The sequence below is a fragment of the Nonomuraea endophytica genome, from assembly GCF_014203235.1.
GTDB classification, from domain to species: Bacteria; Actinomycetota; Actinomycetes; order Streptosporangiales; family Streptosporangiaceae; genus Nonomuraea; species Nonomuraea endophytica.
Genome location: NZ_JACHIN010000024.1, coordinates 21,785 through 46,525, shown reverse-complemented (window position 1 = coordinate 46,525; position 24,741 = coordinate 21,785). Strand labels below are relative to the sequence as shown.

General features: G+C 72.0%; 21 protein-coding genes. 7 read left to right on the top strand and 14 right to left on the bottom strand.

The window, feature by feature from the left end; genetic code table 11:
* Position 1: 1 nt before the first annotated feature.
* Both HNR40_RS49720 and HNR40_RS49715 read left to right on the top strand, forming a co-directional pair.
* Positions 2-2,965, top strand: coding sequence for a hypothetical protein (locus tag HNR40_RS49720; protein WP_184974725.1), 2,964 nt, complete (start codon positions 2-4; stop codon positions 2,963-2,965).
* A complete protein-coding gene (locus HNR40_RS49715; RefSeq protein ID WP_184974985.1) occupies positions 2,965-4,689 on the top strand; it encodes a hypothetical protein in 1,725 nt (574 codons plus the stop codon). Before HNR40_RS49720 ends, HNR40_RS49715 begins: the two co-directional genes overlap by 1 nt.
* 1 nt (position 4,690) lies before the next feature.
* On the opposite strand, the gene HNR40_RS49710 is transcribed toward HNR40_RS49715, so the two are convergent.
* Together HNR40_RS49710 and HNR40_RS49705 are read right to left on the bottom strand one after the other, a co-directional pair.
* Positions 4,691-5,266, bottom strand: a complete 576-nt coding sequence (locus tag HNR40_RS49710) for a hypothetical protein (RefSeq protein ID WP_184974722.1) — start codon at positions 5,264-5,266, stop codon at positions 4,691-4,693.
* 448 nt (positions 5,267-5,714) lie between these two features.
* Positions 5,715-7,631: a Xaa-Pro dipeptidyl-peptidase gene (locus HNR40_RS49705; protein ID WP_184974719.1), complete on the bottom strand. Its 1,917-nt coding sequence runs from the start codon at positions 7,629-7,631 to the stop codon at positions 5,715-5,717.
* A gap of 552 nt (positions 7,632-8,183) precedes the next feature.
* Here HNR40_RS49705 and HNR40_RS49700 point away from each other — a divergent pair.
* Complete coding sequence (locus HNR40_RS49700; RefSeq protein WP_312896840.1) at positions 8,184-8,708, top strand: TetR/AcrR family transcriptional regulator; 525 nt, start codon at positions 8,184-8,186, stop codon at positions 8,706-8,708.
* Entirely contained in the window at positions 8,705-10,312 is a 1,608-nt protein-coding gene (locus HNR40_RS49695; RefSeq protein ID WP_184974711.1) for a nitroreductase family deazaflavin-dependent oxidoreductase, read from the top strand. The genes HNR40_RS49700 and HNR40_RS49695 overlap by 4 nt, the downstream gene beginning before the upstream one ends.
* Here HNR40_RS49695 and HNR40_RS49690 read toward each other — a convergent pair.
* Positions 10,296-10,904, bottom strand: coding sequence for an NAD(P)-dependent oxidoreductase (locus tag HNR40_RS49690; RefSeq protein WP_184974708.1), 609 nt, complete (start codon positions 10,902-10,904; stop codon positions 10,296-10,298). The genes HNR40_RS49695 and HNR40_RS49690 overlap by 17 nt on opposite strands.
* A gap of 89 nt (positions 10,905-10,993) precedes the next feature.
* On the opposite strand from HNR40_RS49690, the gene HNR40_RS49685 reads away from it, so the two are divergent.
* On the top strand, positions 10,994-11,356 hold the full coding sequence (locus tag HNR40_RS49685; RefSeq protein ID WP_184974705.1) for a winged helix-turn-helix transcriptional regulator: 363 nt from the start codon (positions 10,994-10,996) through the stop codon (positions 11,354-11,356).
* Positions 11,357-11,397: 41 nt separating this feature from the next.
* Here the strand turns inward: HNR40_RS49685 and HNR40_RS49680 are convergent, their stop codons facing one another.
* Entirely contained in the window at positions 11,398-12,294 is an 897-nt protein-coding gene (locus tag HNR40_RS49680) for a glycoside hydrolase family 6 protein (RefSeq protein WP_246510787.1), read from the bottom strand.
* On the opposite strand from HNR40_RS49680, the gene HNR40_RS49675 reads away from it, so the two are divergent.
* A complete protein-coding gene (locus HNR40_RS49675; RefSeq protein ID WP_312896839.1) occupies positions 12,281-12,646 on the top strand; it encodes an aldo/keto reductase in 366 nt (121 codons plus the stop codon). The two genes, HNR40_RS49680 and HNR40_RS49675, sit on opposite strands and share 14 nt — an antisense overlap.
* Positions 12,647-12,823: 177 nt before the next feature.
* On the opposite strand, the gene HNR40_RS49670 is transcribed toward HNR40_RS49675, so the two are convergent.
* A complete protein-coding gene (locus tag HNR40_RS49670; protein WP_184974697.1) occupies positions 12,824-15,148 on the bottom strand; it encodes a glycoside hydrolase family 2 protein in 2,325 nt (774 codons plus the stop codon).
* Between the two features lie 450 nt (positions 15,149-15,598).
* On the opposite strand from HNR40_RS49670, the gene HNR40_RS49665 reads away from it, so the two are divergent.
* On the top strand, positions 15,599-16,174 hold the full coding sequence (locus tag HNR40_RS49665; RefSeq protein WP_184974695.1) for a TetR/AcrR family transcriptional regulator: 576 nt from the start codon (positions 15,599-15,601) through the stop codon (positions 16,172-16,174).
* Here the strand turns inward: HNR40_RS49665 and HNR40_RS49660 are convergent.
* The 9 genes from HNR40_RS49660 to HNR40_RS49620 are packed head-to-tail and all read right to left on the bottom strand — an operon-like array spanning position 16,125 to position 24,645.
* The gene (locus HNR40_RS49660; RefSeq protein WP_184974693.1) at positions 16,125-16,658 is read right to left on the bottom strand and encodes a carboxymuconolactone decarboxylase family protein; all 534 of its coding nucleotides are present in this window, start codon (positions 16,656-16,658) and stop codon (positions 16,125-16,127) included. The genes HNR40_RS49665 and HNR40_RS49660 overlap by 50 nt on opposite strands.
* Before the next feature lie 9 nt (positions 16,659-16,667).
* Positions 16,668-18,026 carry an NADH-quinone oxidoreductase subunit N gene (locus tag HNR40_RS49655; protein ID WP_184974691.1) on the bottom strand — a complete coding sequence of 453 codons (1,359 nt, stop codon included), beginning with the start codon at positions 18,024-18,026 and terminating at the stop codon, positions 16,668-16,670.
* Positions 18,023-19,465 (bottom strand): complex I subunit 4 family protein, encoded by a 1,443-nt coding sequence (locus HNR40_RS49650; RefSeq protein ID WP_184974689.1) that lies wholly within the window; start codon positions 19,463-19,465, stop codon positions 18,023-18,025. Before HNR40_RS49650 ends, HNR40_RS49655 begins: the two co-directional genes overlap by 4 nt.
* Positions 19,466-19,468: 3 nt before the next feature.
* Positions 19,469-21,235, bottom strand: coding sequence for an NADH-quinone oxidoreductase subunit 5 family protein (locus tag HNR40_RS49645; protein WP_184974687.1), 1,767 nt, complete (start codon positions 21,233-21,235; stop codon positions 19,469-19,471).
* Positions 21,232-21,537 carry an NADH-quinone oxidoreductase subunit NuoK gene (nuoK, locus tag HNR40_RS49640; RefSeq protein WP_184974685.1) on the bottom strand — a complete coding sequence of 102 codons (306 nt, stop codon included), beginning with the start codon at positions 21,535-21,537 and terminating at the stop codon, positions 21,232-21,234. The genes HNR40_RS49645 and nuoK overlap by 4 nt, the downstream gene beginning before the upstream one ends.
* Complete coding sequence (locus tag HNR40_RS49635; RefSeq protein WP_184974683.1) at positions 21,527-22,018, bottom strand: NADH-quinone oxidoreductase subunit J; 492 nt, start codon at positions 22,016-22,018, stop codon at positions 21,527-21,529. Before HNR40_RS49635 ends, nuoK begins: the two co-directional genes overlap by 11 nt.
* Positions 22,018-22,869: an NADH-quinone oxidoreductase subunit H gene (locus HNR40_RS49630; protein WP_184974681.1), complete on the bottom strand. Its 852-nt coding sequence runs from the start codon at positions 22,867-22,869 to the stop codon at positions 22,018-22,020. Before HNR40_RS49630 ends, HNR40_RS49635 begins: the two co-directional genes overlap by 1 nt.
* Entirely contained in the window at positions 22,862-24,325 is a 1,464-nt protein-coding gene (locus HNR40_RS49625) for a hypothetical protein (RefSeq protein ID WP_184974679.1), read from the bottom strand. The genes HNR40_RS49630 and HNR40_RS49625 overlap by 8 nt, the downstream gene beginning before the upstream one ends.
* Entirely contained in the window at positions 24,316-24,645 is a 330-nt protein-coding gene (locus HNR40_RS49620; protein WP_312896838.1) for an NADH-quinone oxidoreductase subunit A, read from the bottom strand. The genes HNR40_RS49625 and HNR40_RS49620 overlap by 10 nt, the downstream gene beginning before the upstream one ends.
* Positions 24,646-24,741: the final 96 nt, after the last annotated feature.

Genomic DNA, 24,741 nt, shown 5'->3' with positions numbered 1-24,741 from the left:
CGTGTCCCGCGAACTGTGTGAGCACTACGGGCCTCACCTGTACGACTACTGCAGGACGGAGCTTGGCGAGTCCGACGCCGAGCTGGCCGCCGCGGGCACGTTGCTGACCGCGTCGGCGCGCGCGGGCCAGGTCACCGACCCGGCCGCGCTGCGCCCCTGGCTCTACGCGCTGGCCCGCGCACACCGCGCCGCGCGGGCCGCCTCACGTCCGGCGAGCACCGGGTCGTGGGCGCGTTCCAGCCGCATGTCCGACCTGCTGCCCGAGGCGCTGATCGCGCTCGACGGGCCGTACCGGGAACTTCTGGATCTTTCCGTACGGCACGGCCTGCCGCACGCCGAGATCGCCCTGCTGTTCGACGTGCCGGAGTCCCTGATCGACGCCACGGTCAGGGAGGCGGCGTGGCGGCTGGAGACCTGGCTGGCCGCAGTGACCGCTGCACGGGCCGCCCACGGGTGCGCCCAGCTGGCCGGGCGGGTGGCGGAGTGGGCCGCCGCGCCCAGCCGCAGCACCCGCGCCCGCCTGGGCCGCCACCTGTACGGCTGCGTGTCGTGTCTGGCCGCGCCCAAAGGCATGCCCGCGGCCACCCTGCTCACCCACCTGCCGATAGCGGTCCCGCGCGGGCCGCTGTCGGACCTGCTGCCGCTCGCCTCGCCGCTGGCCCCGGACGCCGTGGGGTGGCGGGCCGACGGGTTTCCCGTCCAGTCGCACGGGCTTGGCGGCGTCCCGCACGCGCGCCTGGCCGACGGCGCCGCCCTGGCCACGCCGCCGCCGAGCGCCCTCACCGCCACCCACGCGGCATACGCCGACGCGCGGGCGGCCGATCCCCTGAACACCCCGGTCGCCGACCCCACGACGGCGACCGGGGCCGGGGTCCGACCGGGGGCGGGCGCGGCTGCCCCCGGCCGGATCCCCTCCCGCTACGGCCCGGACTTCACCACAACAGACGCGTTCCCCCGCCTCTCCTCCAACGAGCCACCGATCCCCACCCTCGCGCCATCCGGCCTCGCCCCCACCAGCGCGTTATCGGGCCTCGCCGCCACGAGCGCGCCATCGAGCCTCGCCCCCACCAGCGCGCCATCGAGCCTCAGCGCCACCAGCGCGTTATCGGGCCCTTCCCCCACCGGCGACGCGGCGTCCGGCCCCGCCACCGGCACGCCGCCCGACACGCCCCTCTCGACCGGCGCACCGCCTGGTCCGGCGTCAGCCGACACGCCATCCGGGCGTCCGCACACCGGCGTGTTCTTCGGCCTGGGATCTTCCGGACAGGGTTCCACCGCCTCGTCCGAGGGGGTTTCGGCCGACCACACCTTCTCCGGGCGTGCTTCCGGTGACACGCCCGGAGAAGCGGCGGGGTCCGGGTATCTGGACGCGCTGATCGCCTTCGGGGCCGACCGCAGGGCCGCCGACGCCGCGCCGGATGCCGAGGCCACCGATCCCACCCTCGGACCGACGGCCGGGCCGCCCCTGGGGTTCGGCGGCCCGGCCAGGTCCGGGTCGTCCCATGCGGGCCAGCCCGGTCGCGGCCACCCGTACGCGACGCCCAGCTCCGCGACGCCCAGCTACACAACGCCCATCTACGCGGCCCCCGTTTTCGCGGCACCCGTCTACGGCGCGGAACCCGACGAGCCCACCACCCACGAGCCCGCCGCCCCCCTCCGCAGCACCGACTTCCACGAGACGGACCCCGGCACAGGCACCCTCCGCCGAGTCACCGCCTCCCGCGGAGCCGACCTCCAGGAGACGGACCCTCGCGGAGCCTCCGGCAGGTCCGCCCCCCCTCCCGGCGGGGCCGCCCCTCCCGAGGACGCCGCTCTCGCTCGCGGGGACGCTCGGGCGGACGCCGTTCCCTCACACGGCGACGCCGTTCCCCCTCCCGGGGACACGACGCGCGGGGACGCCCGGCCGTCGCACGGGGACGGGGGCGACTTCGCCGATCCCTACACCGTGGCCACCCCCGATGAGCCGCTGGCCGAGGATGAGTTCCGGGCGTGGGAACGGCGGGGCGGCAAGTGGGACGAGTTCTGGAAGGACCGTCCCGACGAGGCCGACCCGGAGGCGCGTATCTCGGTGCGTTCGGTGGCGCGGGTCGGGCTGCTGGTCGGCGCCGGGGTGCTGGTGGCCGGGCTGGCGTGGTCGGGTATTCACGCCCGCCCCCGTCCCACCACGGTCAGCGAGGCGGCGGCCCCGCAGCCCCGGCCGGTGATCACCCTGAACGAGCCGGGCTCCGACCCCGAGGTGGAGGTCCCGCCGCAGGAGGATCTGGGGACCCCGGAACAGCTCATACCGGGACGGACGCCGCCGCCGACCACCGACGTCGGCGCCTCCCCCACCACGAACCCCGCCGAGCCGAAGGACGGCACCACGAAGAAGCCCTCGGACACGAGAAGCTCCGACGACTCGCCGGACCCGCCGCGCGAGCCCACCACGGCCCCCACCCGCCAGCCGACGAAACAACCGACGAAGCAGCCGACCAAGCAGCCCACGAGGGCGCCGGACAGGGGTTCGGCGAAGGAGTCGGCGCAGCCGATGGCCAAGAAGGTCGAGCTGCCGAAGCCGCCGCCGCCCAGCGCGCGGTTGTCGTCCTCGTCGGCGTCGCTGGGCTCGGGCCGGTCGGGTTCGTTCTCGCTCGACTGCGAGGGCTCGTGCCAGATCACCTCGGCCTCGGGCTCGAACGGCGTCAGCGTCTCCGGCTCCTCCTACTCGGTCAGCGCGCCCGCCAGCCGTCCCGGCTGCCCGGGGGCTCCCACCAGCGAGTCCGGCACGATCACGGTCTCGTGGTCGGGCACCAGGACCGGTGACGGCAGCACCACCGCCGGAACCACCAGCGGCGGCGGCACGCTGACGATGAGCGTGTCGTGGACGGTCGCCAAGGACAAGGGCACGTTCGTGCCGGACATGAAGGGCGGCGGCTACTGGAGCAACTGCAGCCCGAACAGCGGCGACGACTATGGCAGGGAGATTTGATGAAAGGGTTCTTCACCGGCATCTCCCGGCGCGAGAAGCAGTTCGCCGTCGCCGGGATCGTGATCGCGCTGGTGTTCTTCATGCCGTTCCTGGCGATGGCGGATCCGGGCAGCATCCCGGGCTCCGAGCCATCCGGTACGCGGCCGTCGTCGGCCCAGGAGAAGCCGCTGGATGTGAAGCAGGGCGACTCGTGCAAGGACGTGCTGCCCGCCGACACCCCGTCGTACGTGGTGTGCGAATGGCTGACGCCGCCGCAGGACGCGGCGAAGGTGGCGGCGTTCTGGGCGGCGGACGGCGGTGCCAACTTCGAGAAGGCGCAGCCGTTGCCGCAGAACTACGTGCGCTGCAACCAGAAGACGGACCTGTCGAAGGAGCCGAACTGCCGGGGCGGGCAGACGTTCTGCGAGGAGCTGCCGAGCGGCTGGTACAAGTGCACCAACATGGTGAACAACCAGGTCACCTACGAGAAGTACGTGGACGGCAAGAAGCAGGTCCTGACCAGCCCGCCGCCCGACGCCATGACCCCGGCCAACCGCGACAACACCGACCGTGCCCCATCAGACTCCGGCACGACAGACCCGGGCACGACAGACTCCAGGACGACGGACCCTGGTAGGACGGACTCCAGGACGACGGACCCCGGTAGGACAGACCCAGGTACGACGGACCCTGGTACGACAGACCCTGGTACGACAGACTCCAGGACGACGGACCCAGGTACGACAGACCCTGGTACGACGGATCCCGGCAACGGTGACACCGGTGAGACGGGCCGGCCCGCCGTACCCTCACCGACGCCCTCCAACGAGCTCGGACCCGGGCCCACCGTGCGGTCCGCCGCCCCCGTCGGCACCGCGATCACGGCCGCGAGCAAGGCCGGGCTGCGGATCTGGGTGGAGAACGACCTGGCCGACGACTTCCGCGCCGGTGACGCGCAGTTCCGGGCGGCGGTGGCCAAGCTGGTGACGGCGGCGAAGCGGCCGGGGGTGGTGGGCGTGAAGTTCGCCGACTACCTGGGCTTCCGTGACTTCACCTCGGCGGCGCAGGTCAAACAGTTCGTCGCCGAGGCGACCAAGGAGCTGCGGGCGAAGCTGCCCGGCAAGCGGCTGGCCATGGGCGTGGTGGTGCCCGAGCTCGGCTGCGGCCAGGCCGAGCAGTGCGTCGCCGACATGCGCTCGCGCTATCCGCTGGTGACGCGCTCGCGGGTGGACGACTACATCCGCACCTCCGGGGTGGACCGTGTGTACGTGGCCTCCGGCCTGTTCGGCAAGTCGTACAGCGGCTTCAAGGTCACCCTGGACGGCCAGGAGAGCGCGATCACCCCGGCCATCGCCGCGCAGGCGCAGTGGATGGCGGTCAAGGCGCTCGGATGGGACGCCGTGGTGCAGATCGGCTCACGCGAGTACGGCCTGACCCACTCCGGCCAGAGCTCCCCCTGGGCCAAGGAGCGCGCGCAGGCCGAGGTCGACGCCCGGGTCGGCAACGCGATCGGCCTCGGCGCGCAGACCGTCACCCTGTGGGGCCACCGGATCAGCTACGACGCCGACCACCGCCGCATCCTCGACGCCGGGCTGGCGCCGAACGCGGTGTGGCAGGCCCTGATCGGCAAGGGCATGCGGGAGCGGCTGTCGGTGCTGTTCGATCCGGGCAACCCGGAGGTGAGCGTGAGCGCGGACATCCAGGCGCTGGCCAAGGGTGTCAGCGAGATCTTCGTGCTGGTGTGAGTCACATGTCAGGCGGCAGGTCGTGACAATCCACCCAGTTGTCGCAGGTGGGCTCGGGATCCCCGCCCTGTGGGGGCGGGCTGGGCTTCTGGGTGGGCGCCTGGGTGGGCTTCGCGGACGGCTGGACCGACGGCTTGCCCGACGGTTTCGCGGACGGCTTGGCGGACGGCTTGGCGCTCGGTTTCGCACTCGGTTTGGTGCTCGGTTTCGTACTCGGCTTGGCCGACGGTTTCGCACTCGGCCGGGCGCTCGGCTTCGTGGAGGGCTTAGCGCTCGGCTGGGCCGGGGGTTTGGTGGTCGGCTCGCGCGCGTCCGCCGTGGGCTCGGTGCTCGGCTCCCGTGCGGGCCCGCTCGTCCCGGGCTCCTCAGGGGTACGGCTCGGCAGCGGCGTGAAGACCACCTCCCCCGGCACCTCCATGAGGCTGATCTTGGGCGTGGCCACGGCGGGCCGCTCGTCCGGATCGCCACCGCTCAGTCCGAGCCAGGCGCCCAGCCCCGCCAGCACCACCATCCCGGCGGCGACGGGCACCACCGCCCGCATCTTCAGGTGCCCGCGCCCCGGCCAGTCATCCAGCACATCGGGCTCCGGCTCCCCCGGCCACCGGGTACGCGGCCGGCTCTCCCAGACATCGGGCCCGTCCCCCTGACCGGGCCCGCTGTCATGCCATAGCGAGTCCCGCTGGCCAGACCCTGACGTGTCCCACTCACCGAACCCGGACCCGGACCCGGAGCTGGACCCGGAGACGGACCCGGGGCTGGGGCTGGGGCTGGGGCTGGGGCTGGGGCTGGGGCTGGAAGTGTCGGACGCTGCCTCTGGCCCAGACGTGGCGCGCCGGCCGAGGGCGTTGGATCGCGACGTGTCGGGGTCCGGCGTTTCCTGGTGGGTGGGTGGGTCCTGCTGGCCGGGGTCGGCGTCGCGGTGCCGTCCGGCGTCGTACGGGTGTGTCATCGTCTTTGACTCCCCATAACGCGAAAAATCGACAAAAAGGGGCCCGGGGCTGCTCAAGCCCCGGGCCAGGGTCCGGTTAGAAGAACGTGTTCTCCGGCTCCGGCAGGTCAAGCAGTGCCGGACCGCGGAAGGCCGTCCTGTCCTGCGGCACGTCCGCCAGCGGGCTGCCGACCACGAACGGCACCCGCACCTGGCTCTTGGCCAGGTCCACGGTCACCTTCGCGCCGGTGCCCACCTCACCGCTGTAGTCGCCGTCGGTGCCGGCGATCACCAGGCCGATCCGGTGGCCCTTCTTGAACGTGTAGTCGTGGGGCAGCGTGTCCCACGCCACCTTGACCGACGTTCCGGGCGGCACCGGCTGCGAGACCAGCGACGAGTCGCGGTTCTGCACGTCGATCCAGCCGCGGGCGACGATCTCCAGCGGGCGCGTGGCCACGTTGGTGATCGTCTTCTTGTAGCAGGCGTCGTCCAGGGCCGTGCTCTCGCCGTGGCAGCTCTCCTCGGTCAGCGTGGTGATGCCGAGGCCGCGCCGCCAGTCGACGCGGGAGTCCTCGCCGAAGTCGACGAGCAGGGCGGTCAGGTTCGAGGTGGACTTGTCCAGCGACACCCGCAGGTCAACGTTCGGCGTACCGGAAAGACGCATGTTGAGCGGGAGCTCGCCGGTGGTGAAGGCGACCCGGCCCGGGTGCGGGGTGCCGACGTCGGCGACCATCTGCTCCTCGCTCAGACGGGTGTCGGTGAACGTCGCTGTCGCGCCACGCCTGGCCGGCTTCAGGCCGAGCGAGCCGTCGGCGCCGGGCCGCAGGCTGATCTGGGAGGCGTTCGGCGCGGGCCAGTCGCGCTGGGTGATCCACTCGGTGGGCGAGAGCTGGACGTCGGCCCTGGGCTCGTTCATGATCCCGTTGCGCACGTCGTGCAGCCAGTAGTCGAACCAGCGGTGCAACGTGTCCACCCAGAGGTCACGGCGGCCCTCGAAGTCGAACGGGTCCACGTGCTGGTACTGGCCGACCCAGATCTTGCGCGGGATGTTCCGCTCGGCCAGCTTCTTCCACCAGATGGAGAAGTTGTCCGGCTTGACGTTGAGGTCGTTGCTGGTGTGGGCGACGAAGACGCTCGCCTTGACCTTGGACACATCGCCCTGCAGACCGGCGATGTAGTCGCGCAGCGCCCAGAACGCGTTGTAGTTGCCCGTGGCGTCGCCGTCCTCGGCGTCCATTCTCGCGCGTACGGCCTGGCACTTCGGCTCAGGATCGGTGTCCACATAGTTGGCCAGCCAAGACGCGTAGTCGTAGTTGTAGACCACGCCGTTGGAGCGCTGGTACTTGTACCACGAGCTGATCGCCGAGATCGGGACGATGGTCTTGAGACCCTCGACGCCGGTGGCCGCGACGGCGTTGGCCAGCGTGCCGTCGTACGACTTGCCGATCATCGCGGACTTGCCGTTCGTCCAGTCGGCGACCGCCTCGCTGCCGTCGGCGCGGAACGCCTTGGCGCGGCCGTTCAGCCAGTCGATGACGGCCTTGCCGCCGAGCACGTCGGCCCGCCCGCCGATGTCGGGACAGCCGTCCGAGCGGGTGGTGCCGAGCATGTCGACGTTCAGTACGGCGTAGCCGCGCGGCACGAAGTAGTTGTCGTAGAAGAGGGGGAACTTGACCACGTTCCCGGCGGCGTCGTAAACCTTCCGCTCGGCCTCGTTGCCTCGTCCAGAATTGTCGTAGTAGGGGCTTTCATCGATGATGACCGGAACCTTCAGCCCCGGGCCCGACTCCTTGGGCCGGATGATGTCCACCCGCACCCGGTCGAGCCTGCGGTCCCCGTCGCTGTCGAGCGGCGACTCGACGTAGACGTGCTCGCGTACGGCGTCGGCGTAGGAGAAGACCGGCTGGGTCCGGCCGTTCGCCACGGTGACGGCCGGATCGGCCGTGGCCTGGGCGGGGGTGGCGAGCGCCAGGGTGACGGCGATCGCGGCTATGGCTGGGGATAATTGTGGCACGCGTGTCCTCCGTGACTATTGACGAAAAACATCCGCAATGTGTCACGAACCCCCAACCTGATCAACCCCCCACCTGCCGCCATTACCAGACAAACGCCCAAAACCCCCCGGGCAGGAACCTGGTTTCCGTGAGCCTCAGCCGGTGGGGCGGACATAACGGCGGGCGGGGCGGGAACCTGTTTTCCGCAGGCTCCGGCCGGGCGGGCGGACGTAGCGGCGGGCCGGGCGGGAACCTGTTTTCCGCAGGCTCCGGCCGGGCGGGCGGACGTAGCGGCGGGCCGGGCGGGAACCTGTTTTCCGCAGGCCCCGGCCGGCGGGGCGGACGTAACGGCGGGGTGCCCCGCACGCTGGACGACCGTGACCCTGGACAGAGCCCGGCCGTGGGCGGCGGGTGGGGTGGGGGTGGCTGTGCCGTAACGGAAGGGCGGGTGTGACGGGCAACCCGGCCGCAGCGGAAAGGTGAGCGAGGCCGAGGTGTGTTAATTTGGCCGTATGACTAACTTGGTCGAGCGGCCAACTTCGAGGCGGGGGGATCGGCGGCGGGAGGAGTTGGTGGGGGCGGGGATCGCGCTGCTCACGGAGCACGGGTGGCCGGCGGTCACCACGCGCGGTGTCGCCGAGCGGGCCGGTACCAACCCGGGCCTCATCCACTACCACTTCGGCGGGCTGCCCGGCCTGCACGCCGCCATCGCGCGGGCCGCCGGTGAGCTGGTGATCGGGCCATTGGTGACGGAGTTGCTCGGGGCCGTTGACGCGCGGGCGGCGCTGGGCAGGATCCGGGACATGCTGGGGGAAACCACCGGGGACGAGCGGGCCACGCGGCTGGCGGTCGAGGTGATCGCCGGGGCGGCGCGGGATCCGGCGCTCGGGGAGGTTTTGCGCGAGCAGCTGCGGCAGGCGCGCGGGCAGATCGGCGAGGCGCTCGGGCGGATGCATCCCGAGTGGCCGGCCGAGCGCAGGGCCGGGGTGGCGGTGCTGGTGACGGCGGCCGTCGACGGGCTGATGCTGCACTACCTGCTCGATCCGGGACTTCCCGTGGGCCAGGCGGTGAGCGCGGCGGAGGGGTTGCTGTCATGAGGGTGCTGATCAACGGGGGCGGGGTCGCGGGGCTGACGCTCGCTTACTGGCTGCGGCGCAACGGGATCGAGCCGGTCGTCCTGGAACGCTCGCCGCACGGGCGGCTCGGCGAGTACGGGATCGACTTCCTCGGCACCGCCCACGACGTGGCCGGGCGCATGGGGATCGTCGACCGGCTGGAGGCACAGCAGCTGCCGGTGGACTCGGTCGACTTCGTGGACGCCTCGGGGCGGGCATGGGCGCGCCTGACCGTTCCCCTGCTCGATCGGGTGATCAAGGGGCCGCGCCTGGGGCTCATGCAGAACACGCTCGAGGAGGCGCTGCTTGAGGCGGTCCGGGACGACGTGGAGATCCGCTTCGGGGAGAGCATCGAGGGTGTGCGGATCGTGCGCGGCGGGGTGGAGGCCGACCTGGCCTCGGGCGGCACCGAGAAGTTCGACCTGCTCGTCGGCGCCGACGGCAGCCACTCCCTGACCAGGGAACTCGTCTTCGGCGCCGAGGAGCGTTTCGCCCGGTACCTGGGCTGCCGCCTGGCTTCCTACAAGGTGCCCGACCGCTACCACCTGGGGCGGGTCCGCGCCCACTACACCGAACCCGGGCGTCAGACCGTCGTGTATCCGACCGGGCGCGCGGACGAACTGGCCGCGTTGTTCGTCTTCCGGGCGCGGTACGGCGGCGCCGTACCCCGGCAGGAGCGGCTGGACCTGCTGCGCTCCGCCTTCGACGGCATGGGCTGGATCACCCCGGCCCTGCTGGAGGACGCGCCGGCCGACGGGGACGTCTTCATGGACACGGTGACGCAGATCGTGCTGCCCTCCTGGCACCGCGGCCGGGTGGTGCTGGTGGGCGACGCCTGCGGTTCGCTGACCATGCTCTCGGCGCAGGGTGTCTCGATGGCCATGGGCGGGGCGTACCTGCTGGCCGAGGCGTTGCGCGACGAACGCGAGCCGGAGCGCGCGTTCGACCGCTACGAGCGGCGCATGCGCGGCGAGGTGGCCAGGCGGCAGCGCACCGCGCGATTGTTCACCAGGACACTGATCCCGGCCACGCGGCCGCGGCTGCTGGTGCAGAGAACGGTGACCAGGACGATCACGCGTGCGGCGTTCGCGCCGGTGCTGCGGCGGCGGTTCGGCACCGGGACGATCCTGGCCAAGCGGGCGGCGCCGCCGACCGGGTGGCGGCGACGGGCGTGGCGGCTGCCGATCGGACTGTTCCGGGCTGGGCTGGGCCGGCTGGTGCCGCACCGGATGATGTTGCTGACGCACACCGGCCGCAACTCGGGGCAGCCGCGCCAGGCGGTGATCGAGATCGTGGCCCGGGACCGCGGGAGTGTGGTCGCGGCGTCGGGGTTCGGCACGGGCGCCGACTGGTATCGCAACGTGCTGAAGACGCCGGAGGTCACGATCCAGATCGGCGGACATCCCCGCCCGGCCGTCGCCGTCCCCCTGTCCGCCGCCGAGGGCGCGGACGTCATGGCCACGTACGCCGCCCGCCACCCGGCGGCGGCCCGGCGGCTGTGCGACCTGATGGGGTTCGACGACGTGCTGGACTTCCGGCAGGTCGGCGGGCGGATCCCGTTCGTGCGCTTCAGTGCGCCACGTTGATGCGCTGTGACGGGGTGGTCGGGTTCTCCAGCTCGTCCACCAGCGCCACGGCGTAGTCCTCGGCGGTGATGAACGGGCCGACCAGGGCGTCGCCGCCCTTGCGGTAGGCGCCGGTGCGCTCGCCGGGGGCGATCTCGGCGGCCGGGGAGATGTAGGTCCAGCGCAGGTCGTCCGCCTCGGCCCGGATCACGTCGAGCAGCGCGGCCTGCGACAGCGACTCCTTCTTGTAGATCTCGGGGAAGTCGGGGGCGTCGACCAGGCGGGTGCCGGGCGCGATCTCCAGGCTTCCGGCGCCGCCGACGACCACGAGACGGTCGACGCCCGCGGCGCGCAGAGCGGCCAGGACCGCGCGGCCGGCGGCCAGCAGCGGGGCCTCGGGCTCGCTGCCGTCCCTGGGCGGGGCGATGGACAGGACCACCGCGTCCTTGCCCTTGGCCAGGGCGGTGATGGCCGCGACGTCGGCGGCGTCGGCCGCCTGGGTGCCGTCCTTGCCCGAGCGGGTGACGCCGGTGACCTCGTGACCGCGGTTCGCGGCCTCGGCGGCCACCCGGCTGCCGATCATTCCACTGGCGCCGATCAGCAGGATGTTCATGGTGGAGCCTCCTCAGTTGCGGTTGCGACTGCGAAGGTATCCATTGGATACTGGTTACTTCAACGTGCCATTGCTACCTTTGGGAAACCATGACGAACGGCGATGCCTTCGACCCGAACTGCCCCACCCGGCTGGTGCTCGACCGGATCGGCGATAAATGGTCCGTGCTGGTCGTGCTGAGCCTGCGCCACGGGCCGAAACGCTTCACCGAGCTGCGCGACATGATCGGCGGGGTGACGCCCAAGGTGCTGACCCAGACGCTGCGCGCCATGGCCGCCGACGGGCTGCTCACGCGTGAGGTGTTCGCCGAGGTGCCGCCCCGGGTGGAGTACACGCTGACGCCGCTCGGCCGCTCGCTGCAGGAGCCCATCCAGGCGATCACCGACTGGGCGGAGCAGTACGTCACCGAGGTCATGGCCGCGCGGGAGACCCGGCAGGGACAGGAACGCTGACCCGCCCCGGCCGGGAGTCCTCCGTTACGGGTTGCCGTTGATCAGCGCCATGGCCAGGTCGGGGCTGAACTGCCCGGCCGGCGTGGTCGGCGCGATGCCGCACCTGCCGTCGGAGTCGCCGGGCACCTTGACCCAGTAGTGGTACTCGGCGCGCCCGAGGCCGACTTGGCCGGGGCCGCGCCCAGCTTGCGCTTCGGCGGGTTGCGCCAGTCGTCCTCGGGCGTGGAGTCGCCGGGGTAGGGGCCGTTGCCGTTGCGGCTGGTGTCGATCACGAACGGCTTGCTCCCGTGGGCGGGCGCCAGCAGGTTCTTGACATCCGTGCCGTAGGTGGTGGTCTGGTCGGTCCACTTGTAGTTGGAGACGTTCAGCGCGAAGCCGCGCGTGTTGGCGATGCCGGCCTTGCCGAGGCGGGTGACCAGGTCGTTCTTGTTCGTCACCCAGCCGGAGTTGCCCGCGTCGAGGTAGACCCAGGCGTTCGGCGCGTTGGCCCTCAGCACCTGGGTCGCGTCCAGGAGGATCCGGTACTGGTCCTCCGGATCCCCGCCCACCTGCGTCACGCACGGCGCGGCGGCGACGGCGTCGGGCTCCAGGATCACGACCGCGTGGCGGCTGCCGATCGCCTGGGCGAACGTGGTGATCCACGCGTGATAGGCGGCCGCGTCGGCCGCGCCGCCGTTGGAGTGGGTGGCGCAGGCGTCACGGTAGGGGATGTTGTACGCGACCAGCATGGGCAGCTTGTCGGCCGCCTGCGCGGCGCCCACGTAGTCGTCCACGGCCTTGGTCAGGTCGCCGAACCAGCCGCCGAACCACATGAAGATCGGCTTGGTGGCGATGCCGTTGTTGATCGCCTCGGCCCTGGCCCGCTGGGCGTCCCAGTTGTTCCTGACCCACACGGCCGGGTTGGACTCGCCCGAGGCGATGGGAGTGCTGACCGGCAAGTACCTGCCCGGCGCCCCTCTCCCCTCCGGCACCCGCGCCACCGACCCGGAGGGCGGCCAGTACGTCACCCGGCTGCTGACGGACGAGATCCTGACCCGCGTCCAGAACCTCCGCCCCCTCGCCGCCGACCACGGCCTCCCGCTCGCGCAACTGTCGATCGCCTGGACGCTGGCCAACCCGAACGTCTCCAGCGCCATCGTCGGCGCCTCCCGGCCGGAGCAGATCACGGACTCGGCTGCGGCAGCGGGCGTCCACCTCGGCGCGGACGCGCTGAAGGCGATCGACGAGATCCTCGCCGACGTCATCGAACCCCACCTCACCGGCCCCCTCAGCCCCCAATCCCGCCCGTAACCGCCCTCTCTCGCGTTCGTCCTGGGGCAAGGCGCGTTCCGCGCCCCAACCCTCTTGCGGGGTTACGGCAAGCCCGGTTGCCCGGCCCGCCGTACCCCGCCGGGGTCTGTCGAGCGATGGTCGTGAGGGCTCACGGGGTGCTCGCCGTGACAACTCCGCTCTTGGCCGGTCGAGGGCTCAGCGGCGTTCGTTCACGCAGCGCAGGACCGGGTAGCTGGTCAGCGCCTCGTGGTCCAGGGCCTGCGTCGTGGTGATGTGGAAGGTGGCGCTTTCCCCGGGCAGCAGGGTGACCAGCTGGTCGTCGATGACGGCGTCCTGGGCCAGGCGGTCGGGGAAGACGGCCAGGTCGCGCAGGATCGTCCTGGCGGTCACCCGCAGCCTCACGCCGCCGTCCACGACCTCCACGCCGGTCGTGTAGTCGGCGGCCGGGTAGCCCATCTCCGGGTCTTCGGCGGCCAGGCGCAGGGCTCTTGTGCCGTCGAGTTCGGCCACCAGCAGTTCGCCCGTGGCCAGGTCGGCTATCGCCGGTTCCACGCCCAGCACGGCCCTCGGCTCGACCCTGATCGTCACCGACTCCTTGGCCAGCGTCTCGCCGGCGACGGACATCCTGGTGATCGCCAGTTCGCCCTCCCACGGCTCGGCGGAGTCGTTGACCGCCACCAGTTCGGCGCCCTGGAAGGTGAGGATCCGGGGGGCGTAGGCGCGGCGCATGCCGTACCAGAGCGGCTTCTTGCGGCCGTCGCCGTCGACGGCGGACCACGACGTGACCGGCCAGCAGTCGTTGAACTGCCAGATGATCGTGCCCATGCAGTACGGCATCAGCGCGCGGAAGCGCTCGACGCCGAAGGCCATCGCGCGGGCCTGGTTGAGCTGGGTGTAGTAGTGCCAGTCGTCGAACGTCTCCGGGCGCGGCAGGTGCGCTCCCAGGCCGCGCAGGAGCTTGTCCTGGCCGCCGATCGCCTTCTGCGGGGAGGAGTCGGGCGTGAGCGGCTGGTCGGATGAGGCTCTTCGCAGGGTGGCGTAGGCGGGCGGGCCCTGGAAGCCGAACTCGGCCACGAAGCGCGGAGTGTAGTTCGCGTAGTGGGTGTAGTCCTGGGCGTTCCAGACGGTCCAGATGTGGATCGTGCCACGCGAGGGGTCGTTCGGGTCGCGGTCGGGCGTGCCGGAGTAGGGGCTGCCCGGCCAGTACGCGCGCGCCGGGTCGACCTCGTTCACGACGCGCGGCAGCAGGTCCTGGTAGAAGCCCTCTCCCCAGGTACGCCCGGCGAGCTCCTTCTTCCAGCCCCAATGCCAGAAGCCCTCGATGTTCTCGTTGTTGCCGCACCACAGGACCAGCGACGGATGGCGCATCAGACGGGCCACGTTGTCGCGCGCCTCGGCCTCGACCTCGCTCCAGAGGGGCTCCTCCTCCGGGTAGGCGGCGCAGGCGAACGGGAAGTCCTGCCAGATGAGCACCCCGCGCTCGTCGGCGAGGTCGTAGAAGGCGTCCGACTCGTACGTGCCGCCGCCCCAGACGCGCAGCAGGTTGGCTCCGGCGTCGGTGGCCTGGGTGAAGCGCTCGGCCAGGTCCTCGGGGGTGATCCGGGCCGGGAAGCAGTCGTCCGGGATCCAGTTGAAGCCCTTGACGTAGACGGGGGCGCCGTTGACCGTCAGGCGGAAGGCCTCCCGGTCGACGTGGACGTCTCGGAACCCGATGCGCTCCGTCCGCACCTGGTCGCCGAGCCGCACCGTCAGGTCGTAAAGCCGGGCCTCCCCATACCCCCGGGGCCACCACAGCTCGGGATCCTCCACCCGCATCCGCAGCACCGCGCTGGTCTCTCCGGCGGCCAGCCGTACCCGCGCCTCGACGCCCGCCACCTCAGCGACCACCTCGCACGCGGCCGGACGCGCGTGCTCCACCCGGACGCGCACCTCGACCTCGCCGTCGGCCCGCGCGGTCGGCAGCACCTCCGCCAGCCGCGCGCCCGACCAGGCCTCCAGCCCGATCGCCCGCCAGATGCCCGCCGTGACCAGCGTCGGTCCCCAGTCCCAGCCGAAGTTGGAGGCCATCTTCCTGATGAAGGGGTACGGCTCCGCGTAAGCGCCGGGCCGCTCCCCCAGCTCGGCGCGGCGGGCCTCGGCATAGGCGTAGGGCGAGTCGAAGTGGACGGCCAGCGTGTTGACGCCCTCGCGCAGCAGGTGCTCGACGGCGAAGCGGTAGGTCCGGTGCATGTTGGCGGTGCGGCCCGCCTGCATGCCGTTGACCAGCACGGTCGCCACGGTGTCGAGCCCGGCGCAGACCAGGTCGACGCGTTCTTCACCGGTGTCGGTCCAGTCGAACGTCGTCTCGTAGGTCCAGGGGGTGCGGCCGATCCAGGTCAGCCGTTCCTCGTTGCGGTCGAGGTAGGGGTCGTCGATCAGTCCCGCCGCCAGCAGATCGGTGTGTACGCAGCCGGGGACCGTGGCGGGGACGCCGGAGAAGTCTGAGCCGGTCAGGGTCCAGCCTTGGTGCAGGGTGCGCAAGTCGTCTCCACTGGTGGGGGCCGGGTTGACGCTAGGGCGGACGTGACAACGTTGTCAAGATCAGCCACGTTGACCTGATCTACAGACATTTCGCGAAAATTACGGCAAGGTCGCCAGGAATCCCGACATAGCGCGAGTTTCCCGCTTATGGAGCTGTCGTCCTGCCCAGTCTGCGACACCCTCCATCCCCCGCGCGCCCCTTCCCGAGCCCCGAACCCGCGACCCCTGGGACCTGGGCGGGTCCTGAAGGTGGGCGCGATGGCCACGGTGGCGGTGCCGCTCTGCCTCCAGCCGGTCCTGGTCGTGGTTGAGCTGCCGCGTGCGCAGGCGTTCCCGGGCTGTTCTGTGGTGGCGCCCGCCGTGCGGGCCGGACGGGATGGCCTGGCGGGCTGGATGACGGTTTTCCGGCGGCGCTGCCGGCGGGGACGGGCCAGAGGTTAGGGTCGTGCCATGGTCCGCGCCGACGCCGAACGCAACATCGAAGCCATCCTCGCCGCCGGACAACGCCTGCTGAGCGGCGATCCCGGTGCGAGCGTGGCGGAGGTGGCGAAGGCCGCGGGCGTCGGCAGGGTCACGCTTTATGGGCATTTCCCATCACGCGAGGACCTGGTGGCCGCGGTGCTGACCCGCGCGATCGCCGAGGCGGACCAGGCGCTGGACGACCCGGAACTGGCCACGCTGCCCGCCCCCGACGCGCTCGCCCGGCTGGTGAGCTCGTCCTGGGAGATACTCAACCGGCACAGCCGCCTGTTCATCGCCGCCGACCGCACGCTGCCCACCGAGCGCATCCGCGAACGGCACGCCGAGCCGCTCAAGCGGGTCGAGGGGCTCATCGAGCGCGGTCGCGAAAGCGGCGACTTCCGCACGGACGTGCCGGTGTCGTGGCAGGTCAGCTCGTTCTTCGCGCTGCTGCACACGGCGGCGCAGGAGGTGGAGGCCGCCCGCCTCGTCGGCGGGGAGGCGGGCGGCGTGCTCGTCACGTCGCTGCGGTCTCTGCTTTCGGCTCGATCCCCGTCAGCAGGTTGAACGCGCCGGTCAGCAGGTTCAGCGAGACCAGGCCGACGACCTCGGCGATGATCCGGTCACTCCAGCCGTGCGCGCGCAGTTCGGCGAGGTCCTCGTCGGTGAGCGAGCCCGGCTCGGCCAGCACCCGCACGGCCACGCCGATGAGCGCCGCCTCGCGCGCGTCGGTCGAGGTCCCCTGGCGGGCGAGTGCCACGTCGCTCTCGCTCAGCCCGGCCGCGAGCGCCGCCCGCTCGTGCGCCTGCTTGCACATCGCGCAACCGATCCACTCCTGTACGGCCAGCGAGATCTTCTCCGACAGCGGCCGGGGGATCTTCACCCGTTTCATGGCCCGCGAAAAGGCGAGATAGCCCTCCAGCAGCGCCGGGGAGTGGGCCATGGTGGCGACCATCTCGCCCGCCGAGCCGCGCCGTTCGATGATCTCGTTCAGCAGGTCACGGGACCTGGCCGGGGCCTGCTCGGGCTCCAGAGCGTTCAGGCGTCGCATGCTTCCTCCTCAGTTGATACCCCCTGAGGGTATAAGCAAGACGGCTCCACTGGCTATTCCCAGCACCAGCGAGACCGCGGCGCAGACGCAGGCCACCCACCCGTTGCCCACCGGCTCACCCTCCCCCTCCGCGTAAAGCGGCCGGATCCAGCGCAGGTAGTAGAACAGGCTCGCCACCGTGTTGACCGCCGCCACCACCGCCAGCCAGGCGTAGCCGCCCTGCCAGGCCGCCGCGAACACCAGCACCTTGCCGACGAACACCGCCGTCGGCGGCGTGCCCACCAGCCCCAGCAGGCAGACCACCAGCGAGAACGCCAGCAGGGGTGACCTCCTCGCCAGTCCGGCGTACCCGGACAGCCGGTCGGTCCCGGCCGCCGCGACGACCGCGAACGCGCCCAGGTTCGTCACCGCGTAGGCGGCCACGTAGAACAGCAGCGCCGGCTCCGCCAGGTCGCCGCGGCCCGCCATCGCCACCGGCACCAGCAGGTACCCGGCCTGGCTCACGGTCGAGTACGCCAGCAGGCGGCGCACGTTGTCCTGCGCGAAGGCGGCCAGGTTGCCCAGCGTCATCGTCACCGCCGCCAGGACCGCCGGCAGCATGGGCTGGTCGAAGACGTCCTGGGCCAGCCGGTACAACGCCACGAACGCGCCCGCCTTGGGCACCGTGGTCAGGAACGCCGCCACCGGCCTGGAGGCGCCCTCGGCCGCGTCCGGCACCCAGAAATGGCCAGGTACGCCGCCCGCCTTGACCAGCAGCCCGGCCAGCAGCAGCACCACGGCCACGCCGGGGGCGGCGCGGTCCAGATCGGGGTAGGCGGTGACGCCGGCCGTACCGTAGACGAGGGTGACGCCGGCCAGCATGAGCACGCCGAGGAAGGCGCCGAGCAGGTAGTACTTCAGCGCGGCCTCGGTGCCGGCGGCGTCCTTGGCGAAGCCGGTGAGCGCGTAGGCGGGAATGCTCGCCAGCAGGTACGCCGCCACGAGCACCAGCAGATCGTCGGCCCCCGCCAGCACCAGCGCGCCGAGCGCGGCCAGCATGACCAGCGTGTACACCTCGCTCTCCCGCCGGTCGCCGGGGGCCCACGACCTGGCCAGGGGGAGCACGAGCAGGGTGGTGGCGGCGACGGTGAGGCGGGCGACGTTCGTGGGCAGGTCGACGGCGAACGACTCGAACGCCATCACATCAGGGCGGCCGATGACGGCCAGCGTCGCGGCCAGCGAGCCGGCCAGGGCCGCGGCGCAGATCCAGGCCACGACGCCCTGCCGTTCGCGCGGCACGAACAGGCCGGTCAGCAGGCCGAGCACCGCCCCGGCCAGGATGAGCAGCTCGGGGAGCAGGTCGAGCGGGTTCTCCGCCATGCCGGTCATCGGCTCACCAGGCTCACCAGCGCGGCGGAGAACGGTTCGACCAGGTCCAGCAGCCAGCGCGGAGCCAGGCCGATGACCAGGGACAACACCAGGAGCGGCGCGACGGCCATCAGCTCGCGCGGCCGTACGTCGGAGACCTGCAGCTCGCCCGGCGCGCCGAGGAAGGCGCGGTGGAAGACGCGCAGCAGCAGCGCGGCGGTGATCAGGATGCCGAGGATGGCGAGCACCCCGGCCACGACCGCGCCCGCCCCGATCACGCCGGTGAAGATCTGGAACTCCGCGATGAAGCCCGACAGGCCGGGCAGGCCGAGCGAGGCGAAGGCGGCGACCGCCACCATCGCGGTGAACACCGGGGCGGTCCCGGCGATCCCCCCGTATCTGCCGATGTCATAGCTTCTGGCCCGATCCCAGAGCACGCCGGTCAGCAGGAACAGCGCTCCGGTGATCAGCCCGTGGCTGACCATCTGGGTGACCGCGCCGCTGACCGCGAGCTCTCTGGCCCGCCCGGCGCCCGGGGCCAGCCCGGCCGCGCCGAGCGCCAGCACGATGTAGCCCATGTGGTTGACCGAGGTGTAGGCGATCAGGCGCTTGAGGTCGTCCTGGGCGAGGGCGACCAGCGCGCCGTAGAGCACGCTGGCCACGCCCACCGCGATGATCACCCAGGCGTACGCGCGCCACGCCTCCGGCAGCATCGGCATCGCGATCCTGGCGAAGCCGTACGTGCCCATCTTGAGCAGCACGCCGGCGAGGATCGCCGAGCCCGCGGCGGGGGCGTCGGTGTGCGCGGGCGGCAGCCACGTGTGGAACGGCACCGTCGGCGTCTTGACCGCCAGCCCCACCCCGATCGCCAGCAGCACCACCGCGGGGACCACGGGCGGCTCGGCGATCAGCTCGACCATGTCGAACGTGCCGCCGCCCAGGTAGAGGCCGATGAAGCCGAGCAGCAGCGCCAGCGAGCCGAGAAAGGTGTACAGGAAGAACTTCAGCGCCGATCTGGCCCGGTCGCCGTGCCCCCAGCCGGCGATCACGAAGTACATGCCGACGATCGACAGGTCGAAGAAGACGAAGAAGACCAGCAGGTCGAGCGCGGCGAACAGGCCGATGGAGACGGTCTGCAGGAACAGGAACAGCGCCGCGTACGACCTCGGCCGCCGCGTCTCGCGCCACGAGTAGACGGCGCACAGCAGGAACAGCACCGCCGTCATCGCGATCAGCGGCAGCGACAGCCCGTCCACGCCGACGTGGTAGCCCGCGCCGACCGACGGGATCCAGCGCAGCCGGGTCTCGTAGCCGATGCCGCCGTCGTAGCCCAGCCACATGGCCACGACCAGCGCCAGGTCCACGGCGGTGGCGCCCAGCCACACCCAGCGGGCACTGACCCCGGGCACCGCCAGCAGGGCCGCCGCCAGCAGGGGCAGGAAGATCACCAGGTCGAGCACCGCTCACCTCACCAACACGATCGCCACGGCCAGGATGATCAGCCCGACGGCCGCCTGGGCGAGATAGGTGTGCACCTGGCCGGTCTGCGGGCGCCTGGCCAGCCGTCCCAGCCCCATGGCCGCGCCGCCGACCGCCCGCACCACGCCGTCCACGCCCATCTCGAACGGCGTGCGCGCCAGCCTGGCCGCCGCCATCCCCAGCCTCGGCACCGCCTCGACCGCGCCGTCGAGCACCCGGTCGTCGAACCACGCCGCCCCTCTGGCCAGCGCGAGCAGCGGCCGCCAAAGCACGGCCCGCGCCGCCGCCTCCAGTCCCAGCCAGCCCGTCAGCACGCGTGGCTCGGGCAGGCGTACCAGCGCGGTGAGCACGGCGGCGGCGGCCAGCGCCCCCGACAGCGCCAGCGAGCCCGCGTCCACCCGCGCGGCGCCAGGATCGCCCACCAGCCCTGACCACCAGGCCCAGACCGCGGGCAGCCCGACGACGCCCAGCACCGCCGCGCCCGCGGCAAGGACCGGCAGCGGCGCCCAGGAGAGCGTCTCCGCTGGCCGCCCGTCCGAACGGGAACCCCGCCAGACCGCGACCAGCGCCCGGCCCGCGTAGGCCGCCGACAGCGCCCCGGCGGCCAGCCCGACCGCGTGCAGCCAGGGGTCGTGGACGGCCGCCAGCACGCTGTCCTTGGTCACCCACAACGACAGCGGCGGCAGCCCGGCCAGCGCCAGCGCGCCCACGGCGAAGCTCACCCCCACCACCGGGTAGCGGCGGCCCGCCCCGCGCAGCTCGGACAGGTCCTTGGTGCCGAGCGCGGTCAGCCACGCGCCCGCGCCCAGGAACAGCAGGCTCTTCACCGCCGCGTGCGCCACCAGATGAGCCGCGCCCCCGGCCACCGACCCCATCACCATGAACCCGAGCTGCGCGCACGTCGAGGCGGCCAGGAGCTGCTTGAGATCACGCTGGGCCAGCGCCACCCCGCCGAGCAGCAGCGCCGTCAGCCCGCCCACCCACGCCACCAGCGGTCCGGCCCATCCCGTCGCGGCGAGCAGGGGCTCCACCCTCAGCAGCAGGTACGCCCCCGCGGCCACCATCGTCGCCGAGTGAAGCAACGCCGAGACCGGACTCGGACCGGCCATGGCCCGCGACAACCAGAACGAGAACGGCAGCTGAGCCGACTTGCCGAGCGCTGCCAGCACGATCCCGCCCGCCACCAGGTCCCGCCACGGCTGCGGCAGCTCGGGCAGTGCGGCCAGCCCGAGCACCTGCCCGGACGTCCCGCCCGTGGTGAAGGCGGCGAAGGCGGCTCCCGCGGCCACGTATAGCCCGAGGTCGCCCGCGCGCGTGGTCACGAACGCGACCCCCGCCGAGGTCACCCGGTCGCCGTCGCGCCACCAGTAGCCGATGAGCGCGTACGACATCGCGCCCATCACTTCCCACCCCATCAGCAGCACGGTCAGCTCGGTCGCGGTGACGGTCGCGAGCATCGCGCCGACGAAGATCAGCATGAGGCCGTAGAAGCGGGCCTCCCGCAGCTCGCCGGTGGCGAACACCAGCACCGCCAGCGCCACCGCCGCCACGGTCACCACCATCACGGCCGCCAGGCCGTCGACCGAGAAGCCGGAGGTGAAGATCAGCGGGAAGCTCGTCGCGGGCCTGGTCACGGCGGCCCAGACGGCCAGCGCGAGGGTGGCCGCCGCGGTGGATACGGCTGTGGCGCGCGGGGCCCGCCGTACCAGGAGGAGCAGGGCGCCGACGGCGGTGGGCAGGATCCAGATCATCCCTTGAGGTCCTCCGCGCCGTCGGTGGTGTCCACGTCGCGGGCGCGGAAGATGGCGGTGGTCACGGCGAAGCCCATCGCCATCTCCAGGGCCATCACGGTGACCGCGACGAGCACGAGGACCTGGCCGTCGGCCGTCTGGGGTGCCACGAAGTACCAGAAGGCGCCGCCGGCCACGATGAGGCCGTTGATCATGAGTTCCAGGCCCATCATGAGCATGACGATCGACTGCTGGGACAGCGCGCCGTACAGGCCGATCGCGAACAGCGCGGCGGCCAGCAGCAGGAAGCCCTCAAGCGTCATAACGGCCCCGCCGCGTCGCCAGCACCACCGTGGAGATCATCGTGGCCAGGATCGCGACCCCGATGACCATCATGACCAGCATCTTCGGCCCCATGATCGACATGCCGAGCGCCTCGGTGGGGTCGGGCGGCGGCGCGCCCTTGCGGTCCGGCCAGTCGGTCAGGAAGATCCCGGCCACCAGCAGCGCGAACACCGCCGCCGAGATGACCGCCGCGCCCGTCTTGTTGTGCAGCATCGACATCGGCATGAGCCCCGCCGGGTTCATCATGAACATGATCATGAAGACCGCCATCACCAGCATCTCCATGATCATCATCAGGATGATCAGCGCACCGAGATAGTGCAGGTCGATCAGCAGGAACGTCGCACCCACCGCGATCAGCGAGGCCAGCAGCGCGAACGTGGCCCGCGCCATCGAATCCACCACGAACACCGCGATCCCGCTCGCCACCGCGAGCACCGCCAGGATCCAGAACGCCATCACATCACCACGATCCCGACGACCAGCAGTTGCAGCAGGGACAGCGGGATGAGCACCATCCAGGCGAACGTCATGAACCTGTCCATCCGTACGGCCGGCACCCGCCGCCCGATCCCCGCGAACAGGGCCAGCACGGCGACGGTCTTCACCGCCGTCCACGCCCACGCGGGCAGCCAGGGCCCGGCCCCACCGCCCAGGAACAGCGGCACCGCCGCCGCGGCCGCCACCACCAGCAGCGCGTACCGCCCCGCGAGAAACACCAGCCGATCAGGCCCGGACAGCTCGGCCGTCACCCCACCGGCGATACCCGCCCCGCCCGGCTCCCCCATCGGCCCCCAGAACGCCATGGCCAGAGCCGAGATCACGTACACGAGGAACGCCACCGGCATCCACACCACGAACCAGAGCCCCCGCTGAGCCGCCACCACCTCCCCGAACCGCAGCGAACCCGCCCCCAGCGCCACCGTGATCAGCGCGAACATGTGCGGCAGCTCGTAGGCCAGCCCCTGGGCCACGAACCGATACCCGCCGACCAGCGGAAAGACCGAGTTCGCCCCCCACCCGGCCAGCCACACCGCCGCCCAGGCGCCGACCTCCATCGCGTTGAACCACACGATCCCCACGCCCAGATCCAGTACCGCCCGCTCCCCCACGGGCAGCACCAGCGCTGCCAGCACCGCGACAACGGGCAGCGTCACGACCCCGAGCCGGATGAGCAGCAGATCGGGCAGAAGCGTGCGCCGCCGCTGCACGACCAGCCCCCGCGCCACCCCCGCCCAGTTCCTCTCACTGAGCGCGACGGCGGCCACCAGCACCCCCAGCCCACCCATCAGCCCGGCCACCTCACCCATGTGCGGCCTCGGGTGAGAGCTGGGCCAGATCCGGGTCAAGACTGGCCACGATCAGCCGCGCCTCAGCCAGCTCGGCACCCTCCAGAAGCCCAGGCAGAAGATCGACAGCAACCCGGCTCCACTTGTCCCGGCCGTCTCCCCACGGTCCGCGGTCCTCTCCCCCCGCTCCCAGGTCGACGGTCAGCGGTGCGTGGTCTTGGAGCCGCCCGATCGCGTCACCGGCCGCCTCCAGCCGGCGGTGGACCCGGTCGAGCACGTCTCCGGCCAGGAAGGCGTGGTCCCTGTCGACCTGGCCGAGCCCACGCAGCATCCAGGCGAGCACCCGCGACCTCCGCACCCGCCGGGCGAACCGCGCATAGTCGGCGACCACGTCCTCATCGCCCCGCACGAGGCGGTCCTCGCCTTGTAGGAGGCGGTCGCCTTGCAGGAGGCGGTCGCCTTGCAGGAGGCGGTCACTTTGCAGGAGGCGGTCGCGCAAGTGGCGGGCGGTGCGGGCGGCGTCGGGCCAGCCGGCCACGGCGAGGAGGCGGCCGAGGCTGTCGAGGTGTGCCGCCGCCCGGCGGCGTTCCGCGGCGCCCCGGGTGACCGGCTCGCCCTCGGCGGCGGCCAGCCACGGCTCGTCCCAGAAGCTCCGCCCGGCCTCGGGGTGCCCCGTCACCACCACAGCCCGCTGGATGACGTCACCCTGCATGACCGTCTCGACGACGAGCCCATCCGGCCAGTCCGCCATCACCGGCCCGAGAGGCACGTGCAGCTGGTCAAGCATGAGCCCGTCCCGATCCGGCCCACGCCCAGCCATCGCCACCCCACCCACAACCCCCATATGCCCCTCATGTCCACCCGAAGCCCCGCCCCCGCCCGAGTGCTCATGCGACGCCCCATGCCCGCCCGAGTGCTCATGCGACGCCCCATGCCCGCCCGAGTGCTCATGCGACGCCGCGCGCCCACCCGAGGACCCGTGCCCACCCGGGTGCTCATGCGACGCCGCGTGCCCACCCGAGGACCCGTGCCCGCCGAGGTGCTCGTCCGAAGGCTCGTGCTCGTCGGCGGGCGGTTCTGAGGGGGTGGCGCACGACATCGTGGGGTCGGCCGCCTCACCTGGGTGCCAGGCTGTGGTGAGGTGTTCTGCCGCGTCCCGTAGCTGGGCGGTCTCGTCGGCCAGGGACTCGCGGGCCTGCTCCAAGGCGGCCCGTACCTGCGCGGCCGTCGCGTCCGCGGGCAGGGACACGCGGGCCCGCGGCCCCGGCATGTCGTTCCACACGTTGTCGGCCGCGGAGGCCAATCGGTCTCCCAGTGGTCCGCAGCTCACCAGGACGGCGGCCGCCGCCGGTGAGCGGGCCTGGGGCCATCCGCAGGCCTCGACCAGCAGACGCAGACGCGTGCCGTACGGCCCGGCGACCACCAGGACCGGCGGCCGGGAGGCGGCGTGGCGCAGCAGCCACCCCCTCAGACCCACCGCAGCGCCCCTTCACACCAGGCGTAGACCACCCCGACCATCAGCAACCCGAGGAAGAGGAACATCTCCACCACCGCGACCGTCCCCACTTCGGCCACGACCAGCGCCCACGGGTACATGAACACCATCTCCATGTCGAAGGCGAGGAAGATGAGCGTCACGGCGTACCAGCGGACGTGGTAGCGCGACAGGGCGTGCTCGGCCGGCCGCGCTCCCGACAGGTACGGCCCCGCCCGCAGCGCACCCCGGGGCGCGACGACCAGCGAGACGCAGTAGACGCCCGCGATGCCGACCGCGAGCAGGATCAGCACGACGAGCACGCCGGCCACCCCCTCACCAAGCTACTAAGATCCGTAGTTCCCCGATCGGCAGGCGCCAACCATCACGCGTGTGGCCCCCGCCGCGTACGGCGAGGG

Bases quoted from the DNA above. Each gene is read 5' to 3' on its own strand.
- nuoK (WP_184974685.1), bottom strand. From the start codon at position 21,537: ATGACGCTTGAGGGCTTCCTGCTGCTGGCCGCCGCGCTGTTCGCGATC.
- HNR40_RS49660 (WP_184974693.1), bottom strand. From the start codon at position 16,658: ATGCGACGCCTGAACGCTCTGGAGCCCGAGCAGGCCCCGGCCAGGTCC.
- HNR40_RS49630 (WP_184974681.1), bottom strand. From the start codon at position 22,869: ATGGGTGAGGTGGCCGGGCTGATGGGTGGGCTGGGGGTGCTGGTGGCC.
- HNR40_RS49645 (WP_184974687.1), bottom strand. From the start codon at position 21,235: ATGATCTGGATCCTGCCCACCGCCGTCGGCGCCCTGCTCCTCCTGGTA.
- HNR40_RS49665 (WP_184974695.1), top strand. From the start codon at position 15,599: ATGGTCCGCGCCGACGCCGAACGCAACATCGAAGCCATCCTCGCCGCC.
- HNR40_RS49695 (WP_184974711.1), top strand. From the start codon at position 8,705: ATGAGGGTGCTGATCAACGGGGGCGGGGTCGCGGGGCTGACGCTCGCT.
- HNR40_RS49685 (WP_184974705.1), top strand. From the start codon at position 10,994: ATGACGAACGGCGATGCCTTCGACCCGAACTGCCCCACCCGGCTGGTG.
- HNR40_RS49655 (WP_184974691.1), bottom strand. From the start codon at position 18,026: ATGACCGGCATGGCGGAGAACCCGCTCGACCTGCTCCCCGAGCTGCTC.
- HNR40_RS49715 (WP_184974985.1), top strand. From the start codon at position 2,965: ATGAAAGGGTTCTTCACCGGCATCTCCCGGCGCGAGAAGCAGTTCGCC.
- HNR40_RS49690 (WP_184974708.1), bottom strand. From the start codon at position 10,904: ATGAACATCCTGCTGATCGGCGCCAGTGGAATGATCGGCAGCCGGGTG.
- HNR40_RS49635 (WP_184974683.1), bottom strand. From the start codon at position 22,018: ATGGCGTTCTGGATCCTGGCGGTGCTCGCGGTGGCGAGCGGGATCGCG.